Origin of the sequence: Apibacter sp. ESL0404, from assembly GCF_019469245.1 — a bacterium.
GTDB lineage: Bacteria > Bacteroidota > Bacteroidia > Flavobacteriales > Weeksellaceae > Apibacter.
Map to the genome: position 1 here is coordinate 41,363 of NZ_CP048267.1, position 18,034 is coordinate 59,396.

Genomic DNA, 18,034 nt, shown 5'->3' on the forward strand with positions numbered 1-18,034 from the left:
ATATTTAAAAGTTGTATTAATAAATAAATTTAGTTATTTTAAACTAATTAGATTTTTAAGATGCAACGACATTAATAGTTTCTTAAAACTGATCTTATACGTTGTAAAATGAATAAAATTGTTTTATACTTAAAAGTTTGGTTAAGCTAAAGAAATAATATCGTTATAATTATCTTATTGATAATGCTTCTATATAGGCTAAAATCTTAGTATTAATAAATGATACTTATAAATTTTTGGGTTTCCAGTATTTAAATATTGGATTTAAAAATATTAGGAGAAATATTGAAGTATAATCATGCTTTATTTCTTTGATATGTTTCTTTTGTTAATATTATTTTAAATATCGTAATAAGTATATTTATTATAAATAAGAAGATGTAAAGGTTTAATTTAATCTATGATAATTATTTACTAAGGGTAAAACTCTTAACAAAAGCTATGAAAATAAACTTAATTATTGCAATTCTTATCGTATTCCTATATAATTGTAATGAAGATAAAATCAGTTATTCTAAAAAGAATAAAACACGAGAAAAGAGTATGGTGGAAGAAAGAAAAGGAGCAAAAGAAAATAGAAAAATTAGAAATATAAAAGAAATTCCTGATCTTTTAAATACTTTAAGAAATCAAGTTAAAATTGGAGCTAATACAAAATTTTTCAGTAATTTTTATTCTAAAAAAGATTTTGATGTTTTAGTATCAATAGAAGAAATAATACTAAAAAGTAGTGGATTTGAATTTCCAAATCAAGAAATATTTGATGAAAAAATTAAATCAATTTTTGGTAAAGTTATAGATTCTCAATCAGAAAATTCCTATTTAAAAATTAGTAGTCTTAAAGAAAATGATAAGTCATCTAAATACCAATATGATTATTCAAATATTAATAGTAATGTATATATAGTTGATAAAAAAAATTTTATAACATCATTTTTACCATTACCATACATTTTAGATTATCAGAATATATATCGCGATATTCCATTTGAAGAACCCCCATATATAATTGATTCTATGGGTGAAATTACGATGACATTAAGATGGAAAGATATTGAAGAATTGCCTCAACAGGTAAACATAAATCAAAAAGTATTAATTTCTCGTAATAAGTATTTATTTAATGATGATTCAAGTCAATTTTCTTGGTTAATTAAACATGATTCACGCTTCATGAGAAGCTTAGTGATTGATTTTGGGTATACGGAAGATAAAAAATTATTGAAATGGGTAATAGAGAATACTAAATTGCCAAATTTTTATAAGCATGCTAATGATAATGATCTTGAGGAATTAGGTAAATTATTATGGACTAAAGATTATGATGGGAACGTACATATCAATCAGAATACGTTGGACGTATTCAAAGAGCTGTCAACTCCTAATAAAAATTTATATATCATGTATATTGCAGAATATCTTGCCAATAAATTAGAACATGAAAAAGAATTGAACATTTCATTAAAGGCAAAAATTGCTGCTTATCTTCTATACTGGGGAGAATCATTTAAATACGATAAATGTTACAATTATAATCAGATGTTTATGGGGCACTTTTATCGTTATAAAGATGATGGTAGATATGAAAAAGAATTTAAAAAAAATAATTATTACGGATTGCATAAATTTAAAGAATGGTATGAAGCTTCTAAACGAGAAAAAAATATATTTAATCATTATGATTATTATTTAGAAGGTGTTCCGCAACCGATAGATTATTATTTGTATAGTAAGAATAATAAATATGTAATTTAAAATTTAATTAAGTAATAGATTAATAGGAAAATATTTCATAAAAATTGAAGATATAGTTTCTTATACTTTAAGCAATTAATGATTCATAAGAATTATTAAAATATAAGCTTATAATTTTATTATGATGATTTAAATTTTAAATAATAAGAGTTTTAGCATATTATAAAATCAATATATGCAATAAAAATGATAATTTAAAAATATTAAATTCAGCTTAATGGTTTCAACAGTGATGTAAATATTTTAAAATTTAAGAAAAAAATATTTTTGTCATTAATTAAAAGCATTAATATTCAATATTATAATAATATATAATTATAATGTTTATTTGTATGTTAATATTATATAAATATACTAAATATAAAAATTGTAATTTTAGATTCTTCAAATTGTAATATATTTTTATTCATTTATAGTATTTAGTATATATCTTAGATTATTAGGTAATTTTTTTTTAATATGATTTTTTTCATATTTCGATTAAATTTATATTTAAAATTAAAATTATAAAATAAATTTATAATGAATTATATTATACGTGAATAAGCTATAATAAAGAAGATTTATTGTATAATGAAATTTTTTTTAATTAAAAAACTATATTTTGATAAAAAAAAATCAATAAAAAAAATAATTATTACGGGATTCCTCAATTTAATGTAGTAATAATAGAATATCTTTGCTAAGTACAAATTTTAAATATTTAAGCACCTATTGTTATAGCCAAAACAACTAATTAGTGTAGTTTAAGCTCTCTTTTTTTTAAAAAAAAGAGAGCTTTTAATTGAAAACTCAAATAAAATTTAATCGATTAAATAAAATTATTTTTTGTTTGTTTAATGCTTTAAATTTATAGGCAAATAAATCCGTTTGTAACACTAGAATAATTTAAATATATGTTAATAACTTCCTCTTTTATTTAATTATAGATAGTTTTATAGTGGTTTTAATTAGTCATATTTAAATATTAATAAATGTGTATAAATTGAATAAAAAAAATAAATTCTTATATCAAATAAATTTATATATAAAAAGCTTTATTTAATATAATGCATGTAATATATCTTAAAATTATTTAGAATCTTTATAAATATCTGTCAAAAAATTAAAACATCATATATATTGATTTTAAAATTGTATATTTAAAAACCTAGCAGATAAATTTTCCTTTAAAAATACTTGTTTTATTAAAAGGCTGTCATTAAACAGCAATAGTAAAGTAAAATTTAAATGTTACATAAAATTAACAAAGCAAAAAATAAATTTACTATATGATTTTTGATTTAGATATGATAAAAGCGGTGTATAATCGCTTTCAGTTAAAGGTTGGAATGGCGCGAAAAGTAGTGGGGAGGCCTCTGACATATTCTGAAAAAATATTATATTCACATTTGTTTGATGGAAATCCATCTGAAGCATATAAAAGAGGAGAATCTTATGTAGATTTTGCACCGGATAGAGTAGCTATGCAGGATGCTACTGCACAAATGGCCTTATTACAATTTATGCAAGCCGGTAAGAAAAAGGTAGCGGTGCCCTCTACCGTTCATGCCGATCATTTAATTCAGGCCAGAGTTGGAGCCGATAAAGACTTGCAAGAGGCAATCAATAAAAATAACGAAGTATATAATTTTCTATCATCAGTTTCCAACAAATACAATATAGGATTTTGGAAACCCGGAGCGGGAATTATACATCAGGTAATTCTTGAAAATTATGCATTTCCGGGAGGAATGATGATAGGAACTGATTCCCATACTCCTAATGCAGGTGGTTTAGGAATGGTAGCCATAGGAGTTGGAGGAGCTGATGCGGTCGACGTTATGGCGGGAATGTCTTGGGAATTAAAATTTCCAAAATTAATTGGAATTTATCTTAAAGGTAAACTCAATGGCTGGACTGCACCTAAAGATATCATATTGGAAGTAACAGGTCTTTTGACCGTAAAAGGAGGTACCGGATGTATCATAGAATACTTCGGAGAAGGAGCAGAATCATTATCGGCTACTGGAAAAGGAACTATTTGTAACATGGGAGCGGAAGTAGGAGCAACTACTTCAATATTTGCTTATGACGAAAATATGTCAAAGTATCTAAAAGCTACCGGACGTACAGAGGTTGCAGACATGGCAGATAAAATTAAAGAGGAACTTCGTTCCGATAAAGAAGTTTATGAAAACCCGGAAAAATATTATGACCGGGTTGTTGAAATTGATTTAACTTCTTTAGAGCCTCATCTCAATGGTCCATTTTCTCCGGATATAGCAACACCTATATCTCGAATTAAAGAAGTAGCTGAAAAAAATGGATGGCCTTTAAAAGTAGATGTCGGATTAATAGGTTCTTGTACCAATTCTTCTTATGAAGATATTTCAAGAGCAGCCTCGATAGCGAAACAAGCAGCAGATAAAAAGATTAGTCCTAAAGCAGAATATACCATAACACCGGGGTCGGAATTGGTACGTTATACCGTAGAAAGAGACGGATATTTAGCTGTTTTCGATAAAATTGGAGGCAAAGTCTTTGCAAATGCATGTGGACCATGTATTGGACAATGGGCTAGAGAAGGGGCAGAAAAACAACAAAAGAATACTATAGTGCATTCTTTCAATAGAAATTTTGCCAAAAGAGCAGATGGAAATCCTAATACATATGCTTTTGTAGCTTCTCCGGAATTAGTTACTGCATTGGCTATTGCAGGAGATATAAGTTTTGATCCTAGAAAAGATAAATTGATAAACGATCTAGGAGAAGAGGTAATGTTGGACGAACCTCAAGGATTTGAGCTTCCACCGAGAGGATTTGAAGTAGATGATCCGGGATATCAAAAACCTGCCGAAGATGGTTCCGGAATACAGGTTCAAGTTTCACCTACTTCAGAAAGATTACAGTTGTTAGAAAGCTTCCCTGCATGGGACGGCAAAAATATTACCGGAATGAGATTGCTGATTAAAGCTTATGGAAAATGTACTACAGACCATATTTCTATGGCCGGACCTTGGTTAAAATACAGAGGGCATTTAGACAATATTTCAAATAATACTTTGATTGGTGCTGTAAATGCTTTTAACATGGAAACAAATAAAGTTAAGAATGAAGATACGAGGGAATATATGGCTGTTCCTGATTCGGCAAGAAAATATAAAGCAGATGGAGTTCCTACTATTGTTGTAGGAGATTATAATTATGGAGAAGGATCATCAAGAGAACATGCAGCTATGCAGCCACGTCATTTAGGAGTAAGAGCTGTTTTGGTTAAATCCTTTGCAAGAATACATGAAACAAACTTAAAAAAACAGGGGATGTTAGCTTTAACTTTTGGTAATCCCGAAGATTACGATAAAATTCAGGAAGATGATCTATTTAATTTTTTAGATTTAGATCAATTTGCTCCCGGAAAACCTATTACTATTGAATTAGTTCATTCTGATGGAACTAGAGAAAATATCATAGCCAATCATACTTATAATAATGGACAAATCGAATGGTTTAAGGCAGGTTCAGCATTAAATTTAATTAAGAAAAATGAGGGTAAGATCTAAAATAAAAAAACAATCATAACAAAATACCGGTTCATTCCGGTGTTTTTTCTTTTAATAATATAATGATTGACCACTGAAATTTTGTCATTTTTAAATAAACATTTAAACGTGTAAACAAAGTGTACGTATCATTATTCGTTAAACTTTTCTTTTAAAAATTGTCCGGTATAAGATTCTTTACATTTAATAATTTCTTCAGGAGTGCCTTGAAAGACAATATTTCCTCCATTAATTCCGGCATCCGGCCCGATATCAACCAGATAATCTGCACATTTGATGATATCCGGATGATGTTCAATAACCATTACACTGTGGCCTTTCTCAATTAATGCATTAAATGATTTTAGTAATTTATTTATGTCATCAAAATGCAAACCGGTACTTGGTTCATCAAAAATAAATAAGGTATTTTCGGAAGAATTACCTTTTACCAAAAATGAAGCTAATTTAATTCGTTGAGCTTCTCCTCCGGATAGTGTACCGGATGATTGTCCTAATTCCAAATAACCTAAGCCCACATCTTGTAAAGGTTGCAATTTGGTTGCAATTTTATCCTGATTGTGTTCGTTGAAAAAGGCTATGGCCTCATCAATGGTCATTTCTAAGACATCAGCAATATTTTTACCTTCATATTTTACTTCCAAAACATCTTGCTTAAATCTTTTGCCATGACAGGTTTCGCATTCTAATTCAATATCTGCCATAAACTGCATTTCAACAGTTATAAATCCTTCTCCTAAACAAGTTTCACAACGTCCGCCCTCTACATTGAATGAAAAATGTTTCGGTTTGAAATTGTTAAGCTTACTTAGTTTTTGCTTGGAAAATAAATCGCGTATATCGTCAAAAGCCTTAACATAGGTAGCAGGATTAGATCGAGAAGATTTTCCGATTGGATTTTGGTCAATCAGTTCCAGATGTTTAATTTCCTTCCAATTTCCCTTTAATTCGGAAAAATTACCGGGTTTATCACCGTTTATTCCCAATTTTCTTTGTAATGCAGGAGTTAAGATATTTTTCATTATGGTACTTTTACCTGAACCGCTTACTCCGGTTATAACCGTTAAACAGTGTAAGGGTAATTTAACATCAATGCCTTTTAAATTATTTTGTCTGGCTCCTGTTATTTCAATAAATTCTTTAGTTTTTCTTCGAGTTTTAGGTATTTCAATTCTCTTTTCACCATTTAAATATTCGGCGGTTAATGTATGGGTTTGCATCATTTCCGAATAAGTGCCCGAAAATACGACATTTCCTCCCAGACTACCGGCTTTTGGTCCAATATCAACCAAATAATCGGCAGCTTTCATAATATCCTCATCATGTTCAACTACAACCACGGTATTTCCCAGATCTCTTAATTTTTCCAGTACAGTAATTAAGCGGTTGGTATCTCTTCCATGTAGTCCGATACTAGGTTCATCTAAAATATAAATTGAACCTACTAAACTGCTTCCTAATGACGTTGCTAAATTAATTCGTTGAGATTCTCCCCCTGAAAGGGTATTAGAAGCCCGATTTAAAGTTAAATATCCCAAGCCAACGTCTAAAAGAAATTCAATTCTACTATTAATCTCAAAAAGTAATCGTTTAGCAATTTTTTGTTGATATTCATTAAGCGTTAAATTTTTTATTATACCGTGTAATTGGTCAATAGGTAAATCAATCCAATCGTTAATCGAATATCCATTGATTTTAACGTAATTGGTTTCAGGTCGTAAACGTTTTCCTTTGCATTCCGGGCAAATAGTTTTGCCTCTATATCTGGAAAGCATTACCCTGTATTGAATTTTATACGTATTTTCTTCAACCATTTTGAAGAAATGGTTCAGGCTGGGAAAACTATGATCCCCTGTACCTTTCCATAAAATATCTTTTTGTTTATCTGTTAATTCAAAATACGGTTTGTGAATGGGAAAGTTGAGTTTAGATGATTTTTTAATAAAATCATCTTTCCATTCACTCATTTTTTCTCCTCTCCAAGCAACAACAGCATCTTCATATATGGATAAATTTTTGTTAGGAATTACCAGGTCTTCATCAATACCTAAAATTTTTCCATATCCTTCACAAACCGGACAAGCTCCATAAGGATTATTAAAGCTAAAAAAATGTATGGTAGGCTCCAAAAACTTAATTCCGTCCAGTTCAAATGCATTAGAAAAGGTTTTAATTTCTTGGGTATCAACATTTTTAATGGAACAAGAGCCTTTGCCTTCGTAAAAAGCAATTTGAACACTATCAGCAAATCTTTGTAAGAATTCCTCATTATGTTCAACGGAAAAACGTTCAATAACTAAATTTATAGGGGTATTGCTATCCGGTACAAATCCAAAACTTTCCAAATCCTCAATAGTAGCAATATTTCCACCAACTTCCAACCTGACATATCCTTGGCCTTTCAAAGTATTTAAAAATACTTTAAAATCTTTATCTACCGTAGTAATCGGAGCAGATAAGATGTATTTACCACCTTCCGCTAAAGAGAGTATATAATCGATAACATCTGTAACCTCATCTTTTTTTACTTCTTGTCCCGATATGGGCGAATAGGTTTTACCTACACGAGAAAACAATAGTCTTAAATAATCATAAATTTCAGTAGAAGTTCCTACGGTTGATCTAGGGTTTCCTGAAATAACCTTTTGTTGAATGGCAATTGCCGGAGCAAGTCCCTTAATGTCATCTACTTGAGGTTTCTCTAATTTTCCTAAAAATTGCCGCGCATAGGAGCTTAGGCTTTCCACATATCGTCTTTGACCTTCTGCGTATAAGGTATCAAAAGCCAGGGTAGATTTTCCACTTCCGGATACACCAGTTATTATGGTTAATTTATTTTTGGGAATGGAAACATCTATATTTCTAAGATTATGAAGATGTGCATTTTTTATGAAAACCACATCTTGATCTGGATGTGTTTTAATTTTATTATTTGTTTTCAAAAGTTTGTATTTGATTAGCTAAATTGAAAAGTAACGCTATTTTACTATAAATATAGTATATACAAAGGTAGGGAAATAAATAATTTTTTAAAAATGTAATTAGTATCGTATTAATTATAAAAAAAAACCATCCAGCGGATGGTTTTTTCATTTTTTGATAACAATTTATGGAATCTATTATTTTGACAAGTCAACTGTTTCGGATACAGGTGCAGTTTTCATTACTGTTCTTATACCGTTTTTAGCATCGGTTTCAGAATCAAAATAAGAACTGGTCCCTACTAATTGTCCGTTTCCGGATTTTAAACTAAACATCCATTTTTTATTGGAAGCTTGTTTCACTTCAAAACGATCTTCATTTTTGGAATTTCTTTTTACTGAACTGATTCCTTTTTGACAATTTGTTTTTTGTGTATATCCATCACTTTCAAGAATAATTTGACCATTTTTTTCTTTTAATCTAAAGAAAAAAGCTCCTTCTTTGTCTTTGAAAATTTCAAACATATTGTTATACTATTTAGTGTTAATATGGCATAAGGTAGGAAAAAATCATGCCATTATTTTATAAACAAAACTATTCTGTATTTTTTAACAATAGATAAAAAATGTGATAATATCATAGGATAGGCTAAAATAAAGGATTGTAGCTTATTTTGAATAAAATTTATAATTTAAAATTTAACATTTTTTAAGATAATTTTTACAATGATGTACACAAAATTGTATACTGACATTTTTGCATTTTTCACCAGTAGCATGCAATTTTATATGATTTTAGTTTATCTTATATATACTTATAATGGTTATATTTTTTCTTTGTAACTTTTATGTGTATAAAAATATTGTATTTTATCCATTATGTTATACTGTTAAAAAGTTATTGTAATTTATGTTATTAAATTCATTAAAAATATGTGTAATTAAATTTTTGATAAAAAAAATTTCTTTATAATTTGCTTTATAGAAGACATTTTATATAATAGAATGTAAATGTTATTAAGTTTAAATGTCCTAATTATTAGTTAGATATAATGCCATTTAATGGTAATGATTTTTTAGAAACGAATTATATTTGTAAAGAATAATATAAAATAATGGAGATACCCCCTTTACTTGAAGATTATATAGAAAAAAACAGTACAGAAGAACCGACTTTATTAAAAGAATTAAGGAGAGAAACGTATTTAAAAACGACACAACCACATATGTTGTCCGGTTTATTGCAAGGAAGACTGTTAAGTATGATTTCGAAATTAATTTCTCCTCATTTAATAGTTGAAATAGGAACTTTTACCGGATATTCAACTTTATGTTTAGCTGAAGGACTTTCAGAGTCCGGTAAAATAATTACAGTAGATAATAATCGCGAAACGGCATATATACCAAAAAAATACTTTTTAAAATCTGAATACTCTAAAAAAATTCATTTTATTTTGGATGATGCTATAAATGTTTTACAAGAAATTAATCAGGAAATTGATATGGTTTTTCTGGATGCCGATAAAAAGAATTATAGTAAGTATGTTGAGATAGTCAAGCCAAAGTTGCGTTCAGGGGGAATAATAATAGCAGATAATATTTTATGGAAGGGAAAGGTAGTCCAAGATTTTAAAGACAAAAAAACGGAAAGTATAAGGGAATTCAATTCTTTTATAAGATCGGATTCATCACTAGAAGTGCTAATTTTACCTATCAGAGATGGTATAAGTATTGTTAGAAAAAAATAAATTTGCATTTATGAGTAAATCTATTTGCCAGGTAAGTGTTGCCCCAGTACGAAAAGAACCGTCTGATTCTTCAGAAATGGTTACTCAATTGTTGTTTGGAGAGCTATGTGAGATTTTAGAAGTGAAACAACAATGGGTTAAAATTAAAATTTATTTTGATGGTTATGAAGGATGGGTAGATTATAAACAGGTTTCCATTCTAAGTGAAATAGAATTTGCTAATTTTTCTCAAGATCATTCATATATATCAGAGCCTTTCAGCCTATTAATTTTAAATAATCAACCTTTTCCGGTTACCATTGGTGCAGAGGTTCACGGTGCAATTGAAAATAGTGTTTTTAAATTAGCTCCAGATAAACATTTTTTTATTGATGAAACTTTGTTAAAAGGAAAACAAAAAAAAGATCAAATTTTAGAATTGGCTTTTAAATACATAAATACTCCCTATTTGTGGGGTGGAAAAACAACCTATGGTATTGATTGCAGTGGTTTGGTGCAAATGGTATATAAATTAGCCGGGTATAAATTACCAAGAGATGCCGGTCAACAAGCATTAGAAGGGCAAGTATTAAGTTTTATAGAAGAAGCAGAACCGGGAGATCTTGCTTTTTTTGAAAATCAGGATGGAAAAATTATACACGTTGGGTTTATACTTCCTGATCGGAAAATTTTACATGCCCACGGAAAAGTGCGCATTGACAATTTAGATTATACAGGGATATTTAATTCAGACCTTAATAAATATACGCATCAGTTGCGTTTTATCAGAAGAATATTCTAAATGAAATTAAAATATTCAAAATATAAATTTGAAGTTGCACTGGATGAAGTAGGAAGAGGTTGTTTGGCCGGTCCTGTAGTTGCAGCAGCAGTCGTGCTTCCTGAAGACTTTTTTAATGAAGAAATCAATGATTCCAAACAGCTAAGTGAAAGGAAAAGAAAAGAATTAGATAGTATTATTAGACAAAATGCAATTGATTATGCTATTGCAGAAGTTTCTCCACAAAAAATTGATGAAATTAATATTTTAAATGCCAGCTTTTTAGCTATGCATTTAGCTGTAGATAAATTAAAAGTTCAACCCGAATTTTTATTAGTTGATGGAAATAGATTCCATAAATATAAAGAAATACTGCATTTTTGTGCGATAAAGGGTGATGCTAATTATATGAATATAGCTGCTGCATCCATCTTGGCTAAAAATTACAGAGATTTTTTAATGGATAAATTCCATGAAGAATTTCCTGATTATTTATGGAAAAAGAACAAGGGGTACCCAACGATTGCTCATAGGCAAGCAATAAAAAAATATGGAATTACTTACCTTCATAGAAAGACTTTTAAACTGTTAGACAATCAATTATTCTTAAATTTATAAATTATAGCTTTTAAAGCTCATTGTATAAAGATATAATTGACATAAATTTTTTATCTTTACAACTTATATATTCAAGAACATAAAATAAAAGTGGATTATTTAAGGTTAATAAGGATCAAGCAATGGTTAAAAAATCTTTTTGTATTTCTTCCTATATTTTTTGCAGGTAAGATTTTGGATTTGCATTTATTGTTAAATTCAATAGTCGCTTTTTTTTCGTTTTCATTTATAGCCAGTTCAATTTATATAATTAACGATTATATAGATATTGAAAAAGATAAAATGCATCCTGAAAAAAAAAATAGACCTCTGGCCGCCGGGAAGATACGAATTAATCATGCAATTATTGTTTTTCTATTTCTAGTTCTTGCATCCTATTTTATGGGGTATCTTATTCATTCTTGGGGAGTAATTTTAATAATTTCGGTTTACTTTGTAATGAATTTAGCTTATAGCTTTAAATTAAAGCAAATTGCTATTATAGATGTAGTGATTATTGCCTTAGGATTTTTACTAAGGATTTATATGGGAGGATTTGCAACAAATTTACCCATTACTGTATGGGCGATATTAGTTACCTTTTTTTTAGCACTAGTTATGGCTTTAGGGAAAAGAAGGGGAGAATTAATAAACGTTCAATTAACCGGCGAAACTAGAAAAGCATTAGACGGATATAATCTTCAATTTATAGATATTGCAATTACGATGGTTTCTACCTGTTTTGTCGTTTGCTATATTATGTATACCTTAGATCCTGTAATAAAAATGAACTTCCATTATTATATTGTATATACTTCTTTGTTTGCGTTAATTGGTATACTAAGGTATTTACAATTAACTTTTGTATATAATAAAACAGAATCTCCTACCAAGGTGCTTTACAGAGACTTATTTCTCCAAATAGACTTGGCAATTTGGGTTGTGATGATTTTTATACTAAAATATTTAAATTAAAAAGATGAGTGAAATTGAAAATAAAATAAATATAACTAATTGGGGGAAATATCCGGTAGTTAATACTAATTTTCATGTAACATCTGACGTAAAAGAAATAGTAAAAATAATAAAAAATAGTACTTCAATTATTGCAAGGGGAAATGGGAGGTCCTATGGTGATAATTCGTTAAATAGCGATCATATTTTATCTACTCTGCGATTAAATAAATTTTTATCCTTTGATAGAGAAAAGGGTATTTTTGAATGTGAATCTGGAGTTATTTTATCCGATATACTTGATGTAATTGTTTCGGAAGGTTATTTTTTACCTGTAACACCAGGTACTAAATTAATTACGGTTGGAGGGGCTATAGGATCTGATGTTCATGGAAAAAATAATCATTCTGAAGGTTGTTTTGGGGATTATTTGATTGATTTTAAAATAATCACCCAAGATGGAGAAATAAAAAAATGCTCCCGTGAGGAAAATTCCGATTTATTTTGGAATACCATTGGAGGTATGGGATTAACCGGTATCATTATTTCTGCTAAATTTACTTTAAAAAGAATACAGACGGCATATATTAAACAAAAGGTTTTAAAGGCTGAAAACCTTGAGGAGATTTTTAAATTTTTCGAGGAATGTGAAAATTGGACGTATAGTGTAGCATGGATTGATTGTCTACAAAAAGGCAACCAAATGGGGAGATCAATATTAATGGTGGGTGAACATGCAAAGTTGTCAGAATTACCCACTCAATGGAAAGAAAATCCATTACAAACTAAGAAAAAATTAAAATTAAATGTTCCTTTTGATTTTCCGTCATTTGTGTTGAATACATGGTCTGTTAAGGCTTTTAATTTTTTATATTATTTGAAACAAAGAAAAAAAATCATAAGTAATGTAGTAGACTATGATACATTTTTCTACCCTCTAGATGCGATCAACAATTGGAACAGGATTTATGGTAAAAATGGGTTTATCCAATATCAATTTATAATACCTAAAAAGGTTGGTAAAGAGGGAATGACAGAGATTTTAAAAACCATAGCAAAAAGTGGACAAGGTTCATTCCTTGCAGTTTTAAAATTATATAAAAAAGGAAATATAAATGCTCATAATTCGTTTCCTATTGACGGATACAGTTTAGCATTGGATTTTAAAATCAATAAAAAATTACCATTTCTAGTTAAGGAATTAGATGAAATAGTTGAACATTATGGGGGAAGGATTTATTTAGCCAAAGATTCCATGTCCAAAAAATCACTTATAGACTATGTCAAAGTTCCTGAAACGGGTAAATTTGATTCTTTACAAAGAAAAAGAATTACCAATTATTTATCTTGATAATGGCGGATTATAAGAAAGTTAAATATTGGACTCTCATCATAATTACATTATTAAGTATTACTTTATTACCTTTGTTTTTACCGTTTGGTGGTATTACACCTGATTCATTGTCTTATTTTAAGATTGCAAAGGAAATACCGAATGGTAAAAGTAATTTGTTTCCTATCGGATATCCAATAGTTTTAAGAATTGGATATTTTTTTACAAATGAGTTTTATTTTAGTTCTCGAATTATTAGTTGCCTAAGTTTTGCTGTTATAATTAGCTTCTCATATTTTAAAAAATTTTATTTTAAGGAGACGGCTTTACTGGTTACTTTTAAATTTATTATTTCTCTCTATATTCTTTCTATTTCTGAAAGTATTTTCTTAACGCTTTTTTATATTTTAATCTTTAATTTAAATAAATTTTTGACAGAAAACAAGTTAAAATTTAAAATTATTTATCCGGCAGTTATCTTAACTGTATTTTTAACTTTAGTACGATATACAGGCCTATATATTTTTATAGCAATAACAATATACTTTATATGTTATACAATTAAATATAAGCTCTTCGATAAACTTATCTCTAAAAATTATTTTTATTATTTGTTATTTTCATTTTTAGGAATTGGTATATACTTAATTTATAATTACCTGGAATTTGGAAGTTTTTTTGGTGAGCATATAAGATCAGCTTCCTCATTGGATAGCCTTTGGAAACATACCTTAGATAATTTGTTAGGTGTACTAAATGTTGTTAATCCTATATTTTCAATTAAAATGCTGGAACCAACGTCGGCAGTAATTTTTATAATGATAGGTATATTGTTAATTGATTTATTCTTTCTACTAACCTATATTTGGTTTTATCAAAGGCCTTTTAAAGGTAAGGTTACCACATTTCATCAATTATTAATGACTATAGGATGTATATATCTCATTTTAATGTTTATTTCAGAATTTACACAGGGAATAGAATCATTAAACACAAGAATGTTGGCTCCGGCATCTTTCTGTTTTTGTTTTTCATTTCTAATATTATTTTTTAAAATTTATCCTAACAAATTGCATTATATTTTTATGTTAAGTATTTTATCGTTAGCAATAAATATAATATATCAACTGAAATCGCCGGTAAATTACCTTTCTTATAGAGTAAAAGTGATAAAAATTTTAAAAGAAAGAAAAAATCTAAAATATTTTTTAAATGATACGGGTAACGATCATGTTTCGATATATAAAATTCCATTACTTAATAAAAAATTTGAATACTTTCATCCTTATTTACAATCAGGTTATATAAATTCTAATATTGTAAGATCAATTAATCCTGATATACAAACCATTCAAAAAGACAATTCAATTACAAATAAAAGTTTAATATTATACAATTCCGAAATAAAATGATAATTCTAGGAGCAACTTCAGACATCTCTCAAGCATTTATTAATAAATTATTATCTGAAAATATAAATAGGTATCCCAAAATATATTTAATAACGTCAAACCCGGAAGAAACCCAACGATTATCAAAGCATATTTTAATTAAGTTTAAACAAGATTCCGAAATTATAAATTTTGATTTAACTAAAGATGTTGATTATTCTGTATTTGATTCTATTGATTCAGATTTGTTATTTTGTGCGACAGGTTTTTTAGGAAAAAATACAGAAGCGGGATTATATGATGAATATAATACACAAAGAATTCTTGAAATAAATTATTCTAAACTTGTACCATTAGTAAATTATTTTGCTCAAAAATTTGAAAATAAAAAATCAGGAACTATCATCGGATTATCATCTGTTGCCGGACTTCGGGGTAGGCAAAGTAATTTTATTTACGGGAGTTCGAAAGCCGGATTTATGGTTTATTTAGACGGTTTGCGTAATTATCTTTATCATAAAAATGTTCATGTTATGACCGTTCTTCCCGGATTTATGGATACCAAGATGACTTTGGGAATGGCTTTACCTAAACTCCTAACCGCTTCACCGCAACAAGCCGCAGACATTATTTATAAAGCATATAAGAAGAAAAAAAATAAAATTTATATTACGGGCATCTGGAGATATATAATGCTAATTGTAAGAAATATTCCTGAATTTATATTTAAAAAATTAAAGATGTAAATTATGATCATTTAAATTAATGAAAAAAATTTTATCATATTTTTCCTTAAAAGAAATTGATATATATTTAATTGGCTTTTTATGTATATCAACCTTATTTTTTAATTTTTTACTTATAAATTTATGTTTAAATCTCAAGATAGAATCTAACTTATTTGTTTTTCCTTTAGCTATAATTCTGTCCTATTTTTTAGCATTATTTAAATTTCCAACAAGCAAGGTAAACGGAATCATGTTTTGCTTTACTGCTTTTGTATTAATTACAATAGTCATTAATAGCTTTATCATTGATTTTAGTCAGGATGGCATGTTATATCATAAAGGTATTATCTTGGAAATTAATAAAAAATGGAATCCTATATACGAAGAGATGACAAAAGATATTCCTTTTCAATATGTATATAATCATTATGTAAAAGGAATTGAATTTTCGCAATATTCTGTTTACTGTTTAACTCGTAATATTGAATCTTCCAAGGTTATCAATTTTTTATTTTTATTATCATCTTTATGTTTTACATATCTTAGTATCAAGAAAATATTTAATAAAAAAATATTTTCAGTAGTATTTACTTTGTTTTTAAATGCTAATCCTATTGTAATTAATCAACTATTTACCTTTTACGTAGATGGAATAATTTATTTATCATTATTAATAAGTTTGTCATTATTACTCTTAAAATCCTTTAATGAGAAATGTCCTTATTTAAACTTATTATTATTAATGATCGTTGTTTTATTTGTTAATATTAAGTTGACATCCTTTGTATTAGTATTTTTCCTGTTCTTTTTTTACTTTATTTACTTATTAAATAAAAAAAGGATTAAAGAAATTATATCTAATTTAAAATTATTAACACTTTCAGGAATAATAATAGGAATTGTTTCCTGGTATCCTTTTGGGCAAAATTTACTTAAAAAGGGGAATCCCATATATCCTATTGTTGGAAAAAATAAAATTGATATTATTGAACATCAAAGACCGCCATCATTAAAAGATGATTTATCAATTATTGCTGCTTTTAAATCTCTATTTTATAGAGTAAATCATGCTCCACATTCTTGGTCAAATGGTACTATAAATGAAAATATCGAAGAATTTAAAATACCATTTACCTTTAAATTTTATGAGATTAAATATTCATCAATAGCATGTGCTAGAATTTCAGGATTCGGTTTCTGGTTTAGTGGAATTTTTGTACTAGCAATTGTTTTGTTTATAGCACTATGCTTTTATCTAAAAAAAGATCAAAGAAATTTAATGTTATTCTTTGTGATGTTTATTTTTATTAGCATCCTACCCTATATACAAGGGGCATGGTGGGCTCGTTTTATACCACAATTATGGATTTTTCCGATCTTTATTTTTTTTATAACTTATTATTTCGGCAATACAATATTAAAAGTTGTGAGTCAAATTAGTTTAACTTTGGTTGCCATTATGATATTCATTATAGGAGGATACAACTATAGTAAAACAATATATAATAGTTATGAAAAAAGAAAATGTCTGTCTATGTTAAAAAAGTGTTTTGGCGATAAAACTATTAAAATAAAAGTCGATTATGATAGTGAAGAATTCTATTTTAAAGAATATGGGGTAAACGCCCAAGTTGTTTCGATAAAAGATTTCGAAAAAGATAAAAAGAATTATTATTTATTTCAAAAATATTATTATATTAAAAAAGATGGAGAATAATTGTTTATATATATTTGACTTTGATGGAACGTTAACAAACAAAGATACTTTATTTGATTTTTTACAATTTTCTTTTCCTCATAAATACAAAAAAGTCTTTATTAAATTTATTCCTTTATTTATATTGGTAAGATTTAAAATATTAAATGCAGGAAAAATTAAGCAAAAATTTATCTCTCAATTTTTAAAAGGTAAAACACGTTTAGAATTAGAAGAATTAGCTCAATATTATTTTGAAAGTAGGAAAAATACTATTATCAGGCCCAAGGCATTGGAATACATACGAGCGTTATCAAGAGAACCCAATAAATATATCGTCACTGCTTCCTTAGATCTATGGGTTAAACCTTTTGCAAAATATTTAGGATTACGTTTGATTTCAACAGAAGCAGAATATATTGATGGAGTTTTTACCGGTAAATTTGCTACACCCAATTGTAATTATAAGCAGAAAGTAGTTAGAATAATTAGTGAAATACAATTAGCCCATTATTCCAAAATATACGCATTTGGAGATAGTAAAGGAGATAAAAATATGTTAGAACTTGCGACAGATCCTTTTTATCGTCATTTTGAATAAAAATGTAG

General features: G+C 27.8%; 13 protein-coding genes. 11 read left to right on the plus strand and 2 right to left on the minus strand.

All coding sequences use genetic code 11. The features are described 5' to 3' along the window. Positions 1 to 441 precede the first annotated feature (441 nt). Both GYM72_RS00185 and GYM72_RS00190 read left to right on the plus strand, forming a co-directional pair. A complete protein-coding gene (locus GYM72_RS00185) occupies positions 442 to 1,755 on the plus strand; it encodes a hypothetical protein (protein WP_220264298.1) in 1,314 nt (437 codons plus the stop codon). Positions 1,756 to 3,026: 1,271 nt separating this feature from the next. Then, positions 3,027 to 5,297, plus strand: coding sequence for an aconitate hydratase (locus GYM72_RS00190; protein WP_220264299.1), 2,271 nt, complete (start codon positions 3,027 to 3,029; stop codon positions 5,295 to 5,297). A gap of 131 nt (positions 5,298 to 5,428) precedes the next feature. Here GYM72_RS00190 and uvrA read toward each other — a convergent pair whose 3' ends face one another. Next, complete coding sequence (gene uvrA / locus GYM72_RS00195) at positions 5,429 to 8,239, minus strand: excinuclease ABC subunit UvrA (RefSeq protein ID WP_255571509.1); 2,811 nt, start codon at positions 8,237 to 8,239, stop codon at positions 5,429 to 5,431. 177 nt (positions 8,240 to 8,416) lie between these two features. Then, positions 8,417 to 8,743, minus strand: coding sequence for a YegP family protein (locus tag GYM72_RS00200; protein WP_105296398.1), 327 nt, complete (start codon positions 8,741 to 8,743; stop codon positions 8,417 to 8,419). Between the two features lie 590 nt (positions 8,744 to 9,333). Between GYM72_RS00200 and GYM72_RS00205 the strand changes: the two genes are divergently transcribed. The 9 genes from GYM72_RS00205 (at position 9,334) to GYM72_RS00245 (ending at position 18,026) form a co-directional block, all read left to right on the plus strand. Continuing rightward, positions 9,334 to 9,966: an O-methyltransferase gene (locus GYM72_RS00205; RefSeq protein ID WP_220264300.1), complete on the plus strand. Its 633-nt coding sequence runs from the start codon at positions 9,334 to 9,336 to the stop codon at positions 9,964 to 9,966. Positions 9,967 to 9,976: 10 nt separating this feature from the next. Then, on the plus strand, positions 9,977 to 10,747 hold the full coding sequence (locus GYM72_RS00210; protein WP_220264301.1) for a C40 family peptidase: 771 nt from the start codon (positions 9,977 to 9,979) through the stop codon (positions 10,745 to 10,747). After that, entirely contained in the window at positions 10,748 to 11,344 is a 597-nt protein-coding gene (locus GYM72_RS00215) for a ribonuclease HII (RefSeq protein WP_220264302.1), read from the plus strand. A gap of 90 nt (positions 11,345 to 11,434) precedes the next feature. After that, positions 11,435 to 12,298, plus strand: coding sequence for a decaprenyl-phosphate phosphoribosyltransferase (locus GYM72_RS00220; RefSeq protein WP_160557630.1), 864 nt, complete (start codon positions 11,435 to 11,437; stop codon positions 12,296 to 12,298). A gap of 4 nt (positions 12,299 to 12,302) precedes the next feature. Continuing rightward, positions 12,303 to 13,628, plus strand: coding sequence for an FAD-binding oxidoreductase (locus GYM72_RS00225; protein WP_220264303.1), 1,326 nt, complete (start codon positions 12,303 to 12,305; stop codon positions 13,626 to 13,628). A gap of 593 nt (positions 13,629 to 14,221) precedes the next feature. Beyond that, positions 14,222 to 15,022: a hypothetical protein gene (locus GYM72_RS00230; RefSeq protein ID WP_220264304.1), complete on the plus strand. Its 801-nt coding sequence runs from the start codon at positions 14,222 to 14,224 to the stop codon at positions 15,020 to 15,022. Further along, a complete protein-coding gene (locus GYM72_RS00235; protein WP_166005149.1) occupies positions 15,019 to 15,747 on the plus strand; it encodes an SDR family NAD(P)-dependent oxidoreductase in 729 nt (242 codons plus the stop codon). Before GYM72_RS00230 ends, GYM72_RS00235 begins: the two co-directional genes overlap by 4 nt. Before the next feature lie 19 nt (positions 15,748 to 15,766). Continuing rightward, positions 15,767 to 17,446 carry a hypothetical protein gene (locus GYM72_RS00240; protein ID WP_220264305.1) on the plus strand — a complete coding sequence of 560 codons (1,680 nt, stop codon included), beginning with the start codon at positions 15,767 to 15,769 and terminating at the stop codon, positions 17,444 to 17,446. Continuing rightward, positions 17,436 to 18,026: an HAD-IB family hydrolase gene (locus tag GYM72_RS00245; protein ID WP_220264306.1), complete on the plus strand. Its 591-nt coding sequence runs from the start codon at positions 17,436 to 17,438 to the stop codon at positions 18,024 to 18,026. The genes GYM72_RS00240 and GYM72_RS00245 overlap by 11 nt, the downstream gene beginning before the upstream one ends. The last annotated feature ends 8 nt before the right edge of the window (positions 18,027 to 18,034 follow it).

Excerpts from the sequence above, each read along its gene's own strand:
- GYM72_RS00185 (WP_220264298.1), top strand. The coding sequence starts at position 442 with ATGAAAATAAACTTAATTATTGCAATTCTTATCGTATTCCTATATAAT.
- GYM72_RS00190 (WP_220264299.1), top strand. The coding sequence starts at position 3,027 with ATGATTTTTGATTTAGATATGATAAAAGCGGTGTATAATCGCTTTCAG.
- GYM72_RS00200 (WP_105296398.1), bottom strand. The coding sequence starts at position 8,743 with ATGTTTGAAATTTTCAAAGACAAAGAAGGAGCTTTTTTCTTTAGATTA.
- GYM72_RS00205 (WP_220264300.1), top strand. The coding sequence starts at position 9,334 with ATGGAGATACCCCCTTTACTTGAAGATTATATAGAAAAAAACAGTACA.
- GYM72_RS00210 (WP_220264301.1), top strand. The coding sequence starts at position 9,977 with ATGAGTAAATCTATTTGCCAGGTAAGTGTTGCCCCAGTACGAAAAGAA.
- GYM72_RS00215 (WP_220264302.1), top strand. The coding sequence starts at position 10,748 with ATGAAATTAAAATATTCAAAATATAAATTTGAAGTTGCACTGGATGAA.
- GYM72_RS00225 (WP_220264303.1), top strand. The coding sequence starts at position 12,303 with ATGAGTGAAATTGAAAATAAAATAAATATAACTAATTGGGGGAAATAT.
- GYM72_RS00235 (WP_166005149.1), top strand. The coding sequence starts at position 15,019 with ATGATAATTCTAGGAGCAACTTCAGACATCTCTCAAGCATTTATTAAT.
- GYM72_RS00240 (WP_220264305.1), top strand. The coding sequence starts at position 15,767 with ATGAAAAAAATTTTATCATATTTTTCCTTAAAAGAAATTGATATATAT.
- GYM72_RS00245 (WP_220264306.1), top strand. The coding sequence starts at position 17,436 with ATGGAGAATAATTGTTTATATATATTTGACTTTGATGGAACGTTAACA.